The sequence below is a fragment of the Paenibacillus sp. FSL H7-0943 genome, assembly GCF_037963265.1.
GTDB lineage: Bacteria > Bacillota > Bacilli > Paenibacillales > Paenibacillaceae > Paenibacillus_AQ > Paenibacillus_AQ odorifer.
This window is the reverse complement of the sequence record NZ_CP150148.1, coordinates 1-13706: the sequence shown is the minus strand read 5'-3', so window position 1 is coordinate 13706 and position 13706 is coordinate 1. Positions and strand designations below refer to the sequence as shown.

At 44.4% G+C, this 13706-nt stretch carries 9 protein-coding genes and 1 rRNA gene; 1 reads left to right on the top strand and 9 read right to left on the bottom strand.

Features of this window, described 5'->3' with window-relative positions; all coding sequences use genetic code 11:
• Nucleotides 1-214 precede the first annotated feature (214 nt).
• The 3 genes from NSQ55_RS00050 to gyrA form a co-directional block, all read right to left on the bottom strand.
• Nucleotides 215-1772, bottom strand: a 16S ribosomal RNA gene (locus tag NSQ55_RS00050).
• Nucleotides 1773-2152: 380 nt separating this feature from the next.
• Entirely contained in the window at nt 2153-3250 is a 1098-nt protein-coding gene (locus NSQ55_RS00045) for an HD-GYP domain-containing protein (protein WP_339170649.1), read from the bottom strand.
• A 256-nt stretch (nt 3251-3506) separates the two neighbouring features.
• Nucleotides 3507-6065 carry a DNA gyrase subunit A gene (gyrA, locus tag NSQ55_RS00040; protein ID WP_248548865.1) on the bottom strand — a complete coding sequence of 853 codons (2559 nt, stop codon included), beginning with the start codon at nt 6063-6065 and terminating at the stop codon, nt 3507-3509.
• A 356-nt stretch (nt 6066-6421) separates the two neighbouring features.
• Between gyrA and NSQ55_RS00035 the strand changes: the two genes are divergently transcribed.
• Nucleotides 6422-7297 (top strand): YheC/YheD family protein, encoded by an 876-nt coding sequence (locus tag NSQ55_RS00035; RefSeq protein ID WP_076282221.1) that lies wholly within the window; start codon nt 6422-6424, stop codon nt 7295-7297.
• A gap of 80 nt (nt 7298-7377) precedes the next feature.
• Here the strand turns inward: NSQ55_RS00035 and gyrB are convergent, their stop codons facing one another.
• The 6 genes from gyrB to dnaA form a co-directional block, all read right to left on the bottom strand.
• Nucleotides 7378-9288, bottom strand: coding sequence for a DNA topoisomerase (ATP-hydrolyzing) subunit B (gene gyrB / locus NSQ55_RS00030; RefSeq protein ID WP_036677726.1), 1911 nt, complete (start codon nt 9286-9288; stop codon nt 7378-7380).
• Nucleotides 9289-9335: 47 nt separating this feature from the next.
• Nucleotides 9336-9584, bottom strand: a complete 249-nt coding sequence (locus NSQ55_RS00025) for an extracellular matrix/biofilm biosynthesis regulator RemA family protein (protein ID WP_036677731.1) — start codon at nt 9582-9584, stop codon at nt 9336-9338.
• 17 nt (nt 9585-9601) lie between these two features.
• On the bottom strand, nt 9602-10720 hold the full coding sequence (recF, locus tag NSQ55_RS00020; RefSeq protein WP_036677733.1) for a DNA replication/repair protein RecF: 1119 nt from the start codon (nt 10718-10720) through the stop codon (nt 9602-9604).
• 23 nt (nt 10721-10743) lie between these two features.
• On the bottom strand, nt 10744-10971 hold the full coding sequence (yaaA, locus tag NSQ55_RS00015; protein WP_036677736.1) for a S4 domain-containing protein YaaA: 228 nt from the start codon (nt 10969-10971) through the stop codon (nt 10744-10746).
• Between the two features lie 48 nt (nt 10972-11019).
• Nucleotides 11020-12162, bottom strand: a complete 1143-nt coding sequence (gene dnaN / locus NSQ55_RS00010) for a DNA polymerase III subunit beta (protein ID WP_036677739.1) — start codon at nt 12160-12162, stop codon at nt 11020-11022.
• A gap of 197 nt (nt 12163-12359) precedes the next feature.
• Nucleotides 12360-13706: a chromosomal replication initiator protein DnaA gene (gene dnaA / locus NSQ55_RS00005; RefSeq protein WP_036677741.1), complete on the bottom strand. Its 1347-nt coding sequence runs from the start codon at nt 13704-13706 to the stop codon at nt 12360-12362.

Genomic DNA, 13706 nt, shown 5'->3' with positions numbered 1-13706 from the left:
AATCTCACTAATAACATTTACTTGTTTGCACAAGTTGCTAAAAGATGTTCTAAAACGCAAATTCGTTTCGGTATCCAGTTTTCAAGGATCAAGTCTTACTTGAGAGCTTAAACTCTCAAAACTGAGCAACGAGTGAGTAACAGGCCTAAACCTGAGTTTTGGAAGCTTAGCTTCCGATTTGAATGTTCTCATTGCAGAGAACGATTCTCCATAGAAAGGAGGTGATCCAGCCGCACCTTCCGATACGGCTACCTTGTTACGACTTCACCCCAATCATCTACCCCACCTTCGGCGGCTGGCTCCCTTGCGGGTTACCCCACCGACTTCGGGTGTTGTAAACTCTCGTGGTGTGACGGGCGGTGTGTACAAGACCCGGGAACGTATTCACCGCGGCATGCTGATCCGCGATTACTAGCAATTCCGACTTCATGCAGGCGAGTTGCAGCCTGCAATCCGAACTGAGACCGGCTTTGATGGGATTGGCTCCACCTCGCGGCTTCGCTTCCCGTTGTACCGGCCATTGTAGTACGTGTGTAGCCCAGGTCATAAGGGGCATGATGATTTGACGTCATCCCCACCTTCCTCCGGTTTGTCACCGGCAGTCACTCTAGAGTGCCCAACATTACTTGCTGGCAACTAAAGTTAAGGGTTGCGCTCGTTGCGGGACTTAACCCAACATCTCACGACACGAGCTGACGACAACCATGCACCACCTGTCTCCTCTGTCCCGAAGGCCGCTGCTATCTCTAGCAGATTCAGAGGGATGTCAAGACCTGGTAAGGTTCTTCGCGTTGCTTCGAATTAAACCACATACTCCACTGCTTGTGCGGGTCCCCGTCAATTCCTTTGAGTTTCAGTCTTGCGACCGTACTCCCCAGGCGGAGTGCTTACTGTGTTAACTTCGGCACCAAGGGTATCGAAACCCCTAACACCTAGCACTCATCGTTTACGGCGTGGACTACCAGGGTATCTAATCCTGTTTGCTCCCCACGCTTTCGCGCCTCAGCGTCAGTTACAGCCCAGAAAGTCGCCTTCGCCACTGGTGTTCCTCCACATATCTACGCATTTCACCGCTACACGTGGAATTCCACTTTCCTCTTCTGTACTCAAGCCACCCAGTTTCCAGTGCGACCTCAGGTTGAGCCCAAGGTTTAAACACCAGACTTAAATAGCCGCCTGCGCGCGCTTTACGCCCAATAATTCCGGACAACGCTTGCCCCCTACGTATTACCGCGGCTGCTGGCACGTAGTTAGCCGGGGCTTTCTTCTCAGGTACCGTCACTCCGGTAGCAGTTACTCTACCGGACGTTCTTCCCTGGCAACAGAGCTTTACGATCCGAAAACCTTCATCACTCACGCGGCGTTGCTCCGTCAGGCTTTCGCCCATTGCGGAAGATTCCCTACTGCTGCCTCCCGTAGGAGTCTGGGCCGTGTCTCAGTCCCAGTGTGGCCGTTCACCCTCTCAGGTCGGCTACGCATCGTCGCCTTGGTGGGCCGTTACCCCACCAACTAGCTAATGCGCCGCAGGCCCATCCCTCAGTGACAGATTGCTCCGTCTTTCATTCTTCTCTCAGGAGAAAAAAGAAATTATCCGGTATTAGCTACCGTTTCCGGTAGTTATCCCAGTCTGAAGGGCAGGTTGCCTACGTGTTACTCACCCGTCCGCCGCTAAGTTATTTTGAAAGCAAGCTTTCAAAATAACTCCGCTCGACTTGCATGTATTAGGCACGCCGCCAGCGTTCGTCCTGAGCCAGGATCAAACTCTCCAATTAGTATTGAAAAGAGCGATATGCTCATTTTGAAACATCTGACGAGAAAATTAATTCTCTAATTTTGGATTTCACTTACGTGATTTCCTACTCACTCGTTGTTCAGTTTTCAAAGATCAAGTTCTCGTTGGCGCCGTTTAATGTCTCAGCAGCAACTCTTATACTATATCATGTTCGGCTATTTAATGTCAAGCTCTTTTTTTAACTTCTTTTTCGAGCTCGGCATGTGTACTTCTTGGCCGGACTTAGAATATATCATGTATGGAGATGCATTGCAAGTCTTTTTTTGAAATATAATAGATAAATGAGAGACTGTGCTGCCATAAGCCTCAATACTGCGATATATAATGGCTAGCACAGCCTTATTCCCTTGTACCTACGCCCTAAGCAATGATCTCTTGAATATACAATTCACGTTCCAACATCAAGTTAACTATTGTTTCCTCTATTTTAACCATCGGACGTGTAGGGTTTGCGCGATCAGTGAAGATAATCTCCCCATGACGGCCATCACTTAATTTGATTCTAGTGCCATTAAAGAGATCAGTACTCTTCTGTATAAACGTCTGCACAATCACTGGGTCAAGCTTACCGAAGCTTTCTGTCAGAATCTGCTCTAGTACCAAATAAGGAGACTGTGCTCTTCTGTAGGCTCTTTCTAAGGTCATAGCATGGAATATATCTGCTACTGCGACTACTTTAGCGTAGAAATGAATCTGACTGCCGTCCAGCTTCAATGGATAACCAGAGCCATCAATCTTCTCATGATGCTGCAAGGCGGCAAGTCTTACCCCTTCATTAATCGCTGTAACATTGCGTAATAATTGATAACCATATGTAGTGTGTCGGCGAACCTCTTCTATTTCACTATTGTTAAGTGACTCCGGTTTCTGTAAAAGTGAGCTGTCTACTCTAGCATTGCCGATATCATGTAATAATCCTGCAAAAGCAATCTGCATCCAATCCTTTTGTGGGTACCCACACCACTGAGCAATTTTATAGGATGTCAACGCGGACAACACAGCATTGTGATAGTTGTAATCCTCATATTTTAAAGTGCGCGGTGTAAACTTCAAGACATGATAATCCTTCAAATAACCTATTAGTGTCTCTAACTGACTGCGAAGCTCAAAAATAGGAAGTGAAGCTGCCGTTACCGATCGATAGCTGTTCTTAATAAGAGTGAGCATTTTATCGTATTCATCATGTAGAGGAGAATTAGTCTTGGCCAACATCGATTCGTTGATAATGGCTCCAGCTTTAGGGGAAGCTTGCTTAGCTGTTGTTTTCGCTCCATCCGAACTCGCCTCACCTTGGTCACCTTCGATTTCCACTTGCCCAATCAAAAAAGCCTGTAAAATATCTAGATCACGAGGGAGCAATATTTTTCCCTTAGTGAATAAAGTCCCCCCTAAAGGTGTAATTACATCCTTTATTATCTTTGAGCCTGCTTTAACTTCTCCAACCAATATATTTGGCATATACTCAGCCCCTTTATTTCTATAAGCCGTACACCCAGCATTACCTCACATTGATAAGACAGATAATTTCTGAGAAATTAGTACTTTATAGGATTCTATTGGCTAATTATAGTACGGATAAATGGAAGACACTAGTGCAGTGAAAACTATTCTTTCAAAATATTTATTTTATTTTTTTAAGCATCGGTCATTCAAAAAGCAGCAAAAAGAGCAAGGTCTTCTGTAATAGAAGCCCTTGCTCTTTTTTGAATACAACCTATTCTAAGTCAGTGTCTTCGTCCTCAGTCAGGATCTCAGGCTGATCAATATTGCCAGATTCCTCGACTGTATCTTGCCCATCCAGGCCTTCTTGCCCTTCCAAGCCTTCCAGACCTTCCTCAGATTCATCCTCTTCGTTCTTGTCAGCTCTACACAGGGTAGCTACTGCGTCATCCTCACGGATGTTAATCAGCTTAACCCCTTGAGCATAACGGCCCATAGTAGAAATTCCATCCATACTGGTACGAATCAGGGTACCGCTAGTCGTAATGATCATTAAGTCTTCATCCTTCTTAACGACCTTAAGACCCACTACAGGACCATTCTTATCGGTGAGATTAATGGTCTTGATCCCTTTACCGCCACGAGTCTGGGAACGATAATCACCGGCTGGTGTCCGTTTACCATAGCCCTTGGTAGTAACAATCAGAACCTCAAGCTCCTTATCGACACAGTCCATACCAATGACATGGTCATTACCGTCAAGCGTAATACCCTTAACGCCAGTCGCGCTACGTCCCATAGAACGCACATCATTCTCTGAGAACGTAATCGACATTCCGCGAGCTGTACCGATAATGAGATTTTGCTGTCCATCAGTCAGCTTAACCTCGATCAGGGAATCTTCTTCACGAAGATTAATAGCAATAAGACCGCCTTTACGGATGTTGTTATAATCCCCAAGAGGCGTCTTCTTCACGATACCCTCGCGGGTAGCAAAGAATAAATATTTATCGCTATCGCCATCTTCCACTTGGATTACCGCACTAATCTTCTCACCTTGTTCGATTTGAATCAGGTTGATGATTGGCGTCCCCCGGGCTGTACGGCCCAATTCTGGGATCTCATAAGCTTTAATCCGGTAAACTTTACCCTTATCGGTAAAGAACATCAGATAGTTATGAGAGTTACTCACGAAGAGATGCTCCACAAAATCCTGGTCCTTGGTGTCCATCCCCATGACTCCGCGACCTCCCCGCTTCTGACTGCGGTAGGTGCTGACAGGTAGACGTTTGATATATCCTGTATGTGTAATAGTGATAACAACCTCTTCACGTGGAATAAGGTCTTCATCCAGGATACTTTCTTCACCAACCGTGATCTCTGTCCGGCGTTCATCAGAATATCTATCACGGATATCCTGCAGCTCGTTGCTGATGATTTCCAGTACAAGATGCTCGTTAGCCAGAATTTCACGGTACTCTGCAATTTTAACGATCAATTCGTTATATTCATTCTCGATCTTTTCCCGTTCCAGACCGGTCAGACGTTGCATCCGCATATCGAGGATAGCCTGAGCCTGCTCTAAACTGAGGCTAAAGGTGCTCATTAAGCCTTCGCGGGCTATATCAGTTGTCCGTGAAGCACGGATTAACGCAATCACCTCATCCAGATGATCAAGCGCAATGCGCAGACCTTCTAAGATATGAGCGCGTGCTTCAGCTTTTTTAAGATCAAATATAGTACGACGACGAATAACTTCAATCTGGTGCTGCAAATAATGATAAAGTACATCACGCAGATTAAGAATTTTCGGCTCGTTATTTACGATGGCAAGCATGTTGATCCCAAATGTGGATTGCATAGAAGTATGTTTATATAGATTGTTTAATACTACATTTGGATTAACATCGCGTCTCATCTCAACAACTACACGCATACCGTTACGGTCAGACTCATCTCGAAGATCCGTTATACCTTCGATCCGTTTCTCACGTACTAATTCTGCGATTTTCTCAACCAATCTTGCTTTGTTAACCTGGTATGGAAGCTCATGCACAATGATGCGAGCCTTGCCGTTGTTCTCTTCGATCGTTGCCTTCGCACGCATGGTCACTGAACCACGTCCCGTACGATAAGCCTGACGAATGCCCTCACGACCCAAAATATATCCAGCCGTAGGGAAATCCGGACCTTGGATAAACTCCATCAATTCCATTGGCGTGATATCAGGATTCTTAATCATCGCCTGCACACCATCGATAACTTCACCAAGGTTATGCGGTGGAATATTAGTAGCCATACCTACAGCAATACCAGATACCCCATTTACGAGCAGATTCGGATAACGGGCTGGCAATACAACCGGCTCATTCTCTTCACCATCATAGTTGGGTGCGAAGTCAACTGTCTCTTTGTTCAAATCACGAAGCATTTCGCCTGCAATCTTGGAAAGACGGGCTTCTGTGTACCGCATCGCCGCGGCCATATCACCATCAATCGAACCAAAGTTCCCGTGACCGTCTACAAGCATATAGCGCATCGAGAAATCCTGAGCCATCCGTACCATTGTTTCATAGACAGCTGAGTCACCGTGAGGGTGGTACTTACCGATAACCTCACCGACGATTCTTGCAGATTTCTTATGAGGCTTATCCGCAGACATTCCAAGCTCCGACATCGCAAACAAAATGCGTCGGTGAACCGGCTTGAGTCCGTCCCGCACATCTGGCAAAGCCCGGCTAACAATGATGCTCATTGCGTAATCCATAAAGGATTCACGCATTTCCACGCCAATGTCCCGATCTTTGACTTGTGGGTTATTTTGTTCAGCCATGAGTTGCTGGACCTCCTTCAGTTAAAAAACCGCTACCCTTAATTATATTACTTTCACAAAAGTAGCACAATTAAACATGATAGCCTTTTATCTTCTAATATTGATTTCTTTTTGCGCTTATCAGGGTATTTGCCCTTTCCGCAAATATCTTTACTACATAGACTGTAAAGACAAGAAACACGGTTTTATTATCCTAATATCGTTCGATAAGGCATAACCCCATATCCTTATATTATACCATTGTTTAGGTAGCTTGTCCTGATTTTCAGCTGTCAAAGATTATGCTGCCACTGCATTTTTTACAACAAGGAACCCAAAGGACCTATTCCTGCACAAAACTCATAAGGAGGAAGATAATGAAGATTCAACGCGTCCCAAGCAAATGGGCTAAAACGAAAGTCATCCTTCAAAATCACTCTCTATTGCAATATGTGCCTGATACCCGTAAATTCGATGTCAATGCTCTTAAGGAGATGCTTGCGTTATATACAATGGTCTATATTAAGCCAGATCGAGGAAGTTATGGTATCGGTGTAATGAGAGCTGAGCAGCGTACTGTAACTCTTAGCACTAGCAAACAGAAAGCTGAACACGGTACCGACCTCGATAACGTTAATAAAGAAGAGCCCGAAGAACAGATCTTGTATATTTTAAGATATGGGAAGACTGCGGAAGTGTTTTTCTCACCAGAAGAGCTGTATGAGAACTTACAGAAACGAATTCAGAATCGAACCTATTTGATTCAAAAAGGGATTGACCTTCTGCGTCATCAAGACCGCCCTTTTGATCTCCGGGTTCTTACCCAAAAGACTCCATCAGGAGTATGGGAAACAACAGGAATGCTTGGAAGAGTAGCTGCCCCTCAAAAAATCGTCACCAATTATCACAGTGGAGGCAGTATCCTTTCCGTAAGTACTCTACTAAAAAATTATATGCCGCCCTCTGAAGTCCTAGTTACGATCAATCACTTAAAAGCTTTGGGTATACAAATCGCGACACAGCTTCAATCTGCCTATCCAGGAATCAAAGAGATTGGTCTGGATATTGCCATGGATCAACATCTGGATATGTGGCTGCTGGAAGTCAACACTCTTCCGTCCATTGCTGTATTCAAATTATTTCCTGATAAATCAATCTATCGTAAAATACATCGCTATGCCGTAGCCTATGGACGTGTAAAAGCAAGAAAATCCCCTTATTCGACCCGCAATAAACAATCTACAAGAGCCTAAAAAGAAGCTTGAAATCAAAGAACCTCCAGCGTTCTCATTCCGTTAGGAATAGAAGCCGGAGGTTGTATTAAATATTGTTCTTACACATCAAGGTATCTAACGTTCTTGGCATGCTCATGGATAAAGTCACGTCTTGGTTCAACATTGTCACCCATAAGTGTATCAAAAATACTATCTGCCAGCATTGCATCTTCAATCGTAACCTGGAGCATCATACGGGTCTCAGGGTCCATCGTTGTGTCCCAAAGTTGGGTTGCATTCATCTCTCCCAAACCTTTGTAACGTTGGACGTTAACCTTAGCATTTTCTCCAAAAGAAGCGATAATATCATCGCGTTCCTTCTCGCTGCCTGCGTAGCGGATAACCTTATTGCGCTCAATCTTAAAGAGAGGAGGCTGTGCAATATAGATATAACCCGCGTCTACTAGCTTCCGCATGTAACGATAGAAGAACGTTAATAATAGCGTTCTAATATGGGCTCCATCGACGTCGGCATCGGTCATAATAACGACTTTATGATAGCGAGCCTTCGATAAGTCAAAGTCATCGCTGATCCCTGTGCCCAAAGCCGTAATGATGGCGCGGATCTCGGCGTTAGATAAAATACGGTCAAGGCGAGCTTTTTCAACGTTTAGGATCTTACCACGCAACGGTAGAATCGCTTGAAAATGGCGATCCCGGCCTTGCTTAGCCGATCCACCCGCTGAGTCACCTTCGACGATGTATAGTTCGCTGATCGAGGCATCCTTGGATGAACAGTCGGCGAGTTTACCAGGCAGAGCACTGACTTCAAGCGCACTCTTCCGACGGGTTAACTCACGTGCCTTACGGGCAGCTTCTCGTGCGCGCGACGCGGAAAGTGACTTCTCAAGAACGCGACGTGATACTGCTGGGTTTTCTTCCAGGAACTCTTGTAATTTCTCTCCGAACAGTGATTCTACGATACCCCGCACTTCACTATTTCCGAGCTTAGTTTTCGTTTGACCTTCGAATTGTGGATCTGGAATTTTGACAGAAATAATGGCTGTCAATCCTTCACGCACGTCATCACCAGTCAGATTCGAATTGCTATCCTTCAATACTCCCGCTTTACGAGCATAATCGTTGATGATACGGGTCAGCGCACTTTTAAAGCCGGATTCATGCGTTCCGCCCTCATGCGTATTAATATTATTCGCAAAAGAGTAGATGTTCTCAGTATACGAATCGTTATATTGGAGAGCCACTTCAACTTGGATCATATCGCGTGAGCCTTCCACGTAGATCGGATCCTCATGTAGTGCTTCTTTTTTCTCATTCAAATATTTCACATATTCAACGATACCACCCTCGTATTTGAACACGTTGGTGACATCCGTCCGCTCATCATGAAGTGAAAGCTCGATTCCTTTGTTAAGAAAAGCCAGCTCCCGAATACGAGTAAGCAGTGTCGAATATTCAAAAACTGTGGTTTCCGTAAATATTTCAGGATCCGGATGAAAGGTTGTAGTCGTTCCTGTCTCATCTGAATCGCCAACGATTTTGATGTCATACTGCGGTGCACCACGTCTATATTCCTGTTGGTAGATATGACCGTCACGTTTGACCTTAACAAGGACCTTTTCAGACAAGGCATTCACTACAGAGATACCCACACCATGCAAACCACCGGAAACTTTATATCCGCCACCGCCGAATTTACCGCCTGCATGCAGCACGGTCATTACGACTTCAAGCGTCGACTTCTTAAGCTTTACATTCTCACCTACAGGTATGCCACGTCCATTATCGATAACAGTGATCGCGTTATCCTCATGTATAATCACTTGAATCCGGTCACAATAACCTGCGAGTGCCTCATCGATACTATTATCGACGACCTCCCATACCAAGTGATGGAGACCTTTAGAACTAGTCGAACCAATATACATGCCCGGACGTTTCCGAACCGCTTCCAGCCCTTCCAGTACCTGAATCTGGCTCTCATCATATGTCGGTTGATTCATTGACATGCCTTCACCTACTTCTTTCTGATTATCTCTTTGTTACCCAATGCAAGTTATATTTCGAGCAAAATTTTGGCTCTTTTTTTAAGAGTGGAGGAGGAAATGGGGGAGTAATACACGATATTTTTAGTTACGACAATAGATTTTGCTTCCTCTTCGCCAATCCGCTCAAGCTTCTTATCCTGCTCAGAGTGAATAACGAATTGCTTAGATACCTTGGAAGATTTCTCAATCGAAATATCAAATATAGCAATTAACTCCGAAGACCTAATGATCTTCTCCCCGCCCAAATGAATATACATGATCGTCCTCCGCTCTTTTATAACTCAACTTTTCCATCATGAACATGAAATAGGCTGGCGCCCTTTAATTTATCGGCATTCAGACCCTCAATTCCGGTAGCGGTAATGAATGTCTGTACCTTGCTTTGAAAGGTTTCAATAAGCTGGGTCTGGCGGTAAGGATCAAGCTCGGATAAAACATCATCAAGAAGCAGCACAGGATATTCTCCGATTTCCTCATGGATCAGCTCGATTTCCGCCAGCTTAAGCGATAAAGCCGTGGTACGCTGCTGTCCTTGAGAACCGTAGACCTGAGCTTCCCTTCCGTTGATAAAAAAGGACAGGTCATCCCGATGGGGACCCGTCAGCGTCATGCCGCGCCTGATTTCTTGTTCTCTCGTTTGTGATAACTTTAACATAAAATTGTCTAATAAGACAGCTTCATCTTCCTCATCCCGATCGCCGAAAGAGGGGACATAGAGCAATTTCAGTTCTTCTCCGCCGTTAGTAATCCCCCGGTGAATGCTTTCAGCCCATATTTGCAGCTTCTTTATGAATTGTTTCCTTTTTTTGACGATTTTAACACCATGCTCTACAAGTTGAGCATCCCAGATTTCCAGAAGCTCTTTCCCTGCAGCCTCTTTTCCCCATAATTGCTTTAAGAGATTACCTCTTTGCAAGAGAATTTTTTGATACTGCTGTAGGTGAAATAGATAACTAGGCTGGACTTGGCCGATCTCCATATCAAGAAAACGCCGTCTGATACCAGGGGTCCCTTTTACAATCTCTAAATCTTCCGGTGCAAACATGACCACATTCAGAGATCCAACAAACTCACTAAGGCGCCGCTGCTCCAAACCATTGATCTTGGCTTTTTTACCTTTGGCAGATAGGGTGAGCTCCAGCTTGAGATCGCCATACTTGCGTTCCACCTCGGCAACGATCTGAGCTGCATCTCCGGGGGCATCGAAGGAGATAAGTTCGCGGTCCTTAGAGGTACGGTGGCTTTTGGTCATCGCCAGGACGAACAATGCCTCCATGAGGTTTGTTTTGCCTTGGGCGTTCTGACCCAGAATCAGATTCACATCGCCCAGGCTCTCCAGACGCAGCAGCCCGTAATTCCGATAATGCTGCAGACCGATATTTTTAACAAACACGAAATGGTTCCTCCCCTAGCGTACTACTCTTTTACTCCTCCGCCTTCAACCTCAAAGGTACCGTTATCCTGCACTTCGATTTTGTCACCCGGATAAAGTTTTCTGCCGCGCCGTTCCTCTACCTCTCCGTTGACCAATACGTGACCTTCCTGCAATAAAGCTTTGGCCATTCCACCTGTGGATACACAATCTGCGAGTTTCAGAAATTGGTCCAGCTTAATGTATCCACTGTGGATAAGTATTTTTTTCATGGTTTTTATCCTTTCAGCCACTTATCCACATGTTCATGAATGTTGGCATTAATTTGTTGTACGGTAAGGCAAAATGATATACAAGCTATTGGTTTGGTCAAGTGGTTTCAAAATGATCGGACTCATCATCCCTGTAAATGCAATAACGAGCTGCTCACTCTCTATGACCTTTAATACATCAAGCATATATTTCGAGTTAAAAGATATTTTGAGAGGTTCACCTTTGAAATCAATGACTTCAAGTTCCTCGCGAACCTTACCCAGCTCTGATGAGCTTGAAGAAATTTCAATACCGCCTTGATCAAGCGTCTGCATACGAACAATATTTGTTTTTTCTTCCCGGGACAGCAAATAAGCACGATCAATCGATTCGCTTAATTTTTTTGTATCTAAAGTTAGTTCTGTTTTGTAGGTTGTTGGAATAATTCTAGAAGTATCAGGATAAATCCCATCTAGGATCCGTGAATAAAACAGTACTTTGTCGATTTTGAAGAGAACTTGATTATCCGCAACGACAATATCAACCAGCATATTTTGGTCAGGGATAATTTTGCTGAGCTCATTAAGGGTTTTACCGGCAATAACAATATTTCCGAAATTGACATTTTCCGTGCCTTCAAGTTTAGCAGCTCTTGTTGCCAAGCGGTGACGGTCAGTCGCTGTAAACTTAAACTCATTGTCGCTCAGATTCCATAGTATACCCGTTAATATCGGAGTTGTCTCTTGGGTAGAAATAGAAAAGGCTGTTTGTTTAATCATATTTTTCAGCAAATCACCTGGTAGAGAGATCGTGTCATTCTCTTCAATGCTCGGTAACACTGGGAATTCTTCAGGGTCTAAACCTACCATCTGAATCTCAGTGGATCCGGAAGAGATGTACGTTTGGAATCCTTCTTTTACTTCCATGTGGATTTCTTTGGAGGGCAGCTTCTTAATAATCTCGACGAAAAATTTAGCGGGAAGGACAACACTTCCTGGCTGATCTATCTTCACGATGGTGTGGCTGTCATTCTCTGCTGGAATAAACGATTGAATAGAAATATCGGTATCACTTGCAGTTAATGTGACGCCTTGATGGCTAACTTCCAGTTTAATACCGGTCAAAATAGGGATTGTTGTTCTGCTGGATATAGCTTTGGATACGTGTTGAATGGATTCGTTGAGCTCATTTTTAAGAATGCTTATTTTCATGATTTCACTCCTAGCTGAAAAATTGGGAATTTCGATGGATTTGAGTCTGTTAATTACGCGTCTTTACATGATGAATTATTATAGTTATTTAATAGTATTAGTAGTAGGGGCGACGAATATGTGGATAACCCCACCAAACAGCATAAAATTAAGCCTACCCACATGTGTATAGATTGTGTATAGGCTCTTTGTTCCTCTTAGGAAGGATTTTTAATTTTCTCCGCAAGATTATTTACCACTTTGTACAACTCCTGATCGACCTTTAATGCCTGTGTGATTTTATCGTGCGCATGAATTACGGTCGTATGGTCACGTCCTCCGAAAGCCTCACCAATCTTAGGCAGCGAATAATCCGTTAGTTCACGGGATAGATACATTGCGATTTGACGTGGAAACGCTACGGCTTTGGTTCTTTTGCGTGCTTTGAAGTCTTCAAGGCGCAAATTGTAGTATTCTCCGACTTTTTGCTGAATATCAGCGATGGTGATCATCTTGGGACGACTGGAAGGAATAATATCCTTGAGCGCTTCAGCTGCCAAATGAGTGGTTACATCCTGGTTGGTAAGCGAAGAATAAGCAACTACCCGGATTAATGCACCCTCAAGCTCACGAATATTGGTGTCAATCTGGTTGGCAATATACATCATGGCCTCATTAGGGATATCAAGGTTCTCTGCCTTAGCCTTTTTGCGTAAAATCGCAATCCGGGTCTCCAGATCTGGTGGTTGAATATCCGTAATCAAGCCCCATTCGAACCGGGAACGCAGCCGTTCTTCCAGTGTGGGAATTTCCTTTGGTGGTCGGTCGCTGGAGATGATAATTTGCTTGCGTTCTTCGTGGAGCGCATTGAAAGTATGGAAAAACTCCTCCTGTGTAGACTCTTTTCCAGCGAGGAATTGAATGTCGTCGATAAGCAAAATGTCAACATTACGATACTTGTTACGGAAGCTTTCACCGCGGTTATCACGGATCGAATTGATAAATTCATTCGTGAATTTCTCAGACGAGATGTAAATTACCTTGTTATTTGGGTTATGTTCCAGGACATAGTGCCCAATTGCGTGCATCAAATGGGTTTTGCCCAGACCTACACCACCGTATAAAAACAAGGGATTGTATGCTTTGGCTGGTGCTTCGGCTACTGCCAGTGAGGCTGCATGCGCAAAGCGGTTCCCAGAGCCGATTACAAAGGTGTCAAAAGTGTACTTTGGATTGAGCAGATGCGTTTGTGCTTCTTCTCTTGATACTACGGGAGTCGGAGCGGATTGTTGAACCACAAGCTCAGGCGGCTTGCTTTCTTCAATCACGAATTTTACATCCACTTGTTTCCCTGTGACTTCGTAGACGGTTGCTCCTACCAGTTTGGTGTAACGACTTTCCAGCCATTCTACTGCAAACGTTGTAGGTGCCGAGATAATGAGAACCTGCGAGTTGAAGGTTATCGCTTTAGTAGCCTTAAACCAGGTATCAAAGCTCGGCTTGCTTAATTTGGTTTGAATAATCGATAAAATTTGCTGCCATAATTCGGAAGTATGGCTGTCCAC

Excerpts from the sequence above, each read along its gene's own strand:
- NSQ55_RS00025 (WP_036677731.1), bottom strand. The coding sequence starts at position 9,584 with ATGTATATTCATTTGGGCGGGGAGAAGATCATTAGGTCTTCGGAGTTA.
- NSQ55_RS00045 (WP_339170649.1), bottom strand. The coding sequence starts at position 3,250 with ATGCCAAATATATTGGTTGGAGAAGTTAAAGCAGGCTCAAAGATAATA.
- yaaA (WP_036677736.1), bottom strand. The coding sequence starts at position 10,971 with ATGAAAAAAATACTTATCCACAGTGGATACATTAAGCTGGACCAATTT.
- NSQ55_RS00035 (WP_076282221.1), top strand. The coding sequence starts at position 6,422 with ATGAAGATTCAACGCGTCCCAAGCAAATGGGCTAAAACGAAAGTCATC.
- gyrA (WP_248548865.1), bottom strand. The coding sequence starts at position 6,065 with ATGGCTGAACAAAATAACCCACAAGTCAAAGATCGGGACATTGGCGTG.
- gyrB (WP_036677726.1), bottom strand. The coding sequence starts at position 9,288 with ATGTCAATGAATCAACCGACATATGATGAGAGCCAGATTCAGGTACTG.
- dnaN (WP_036677739.1), bottom strand. The coding sequence starts at position 12,162 with ATGAAAATAAGCATTCTTAAAAATGAGCTCAACGAATCCATTCAACAC.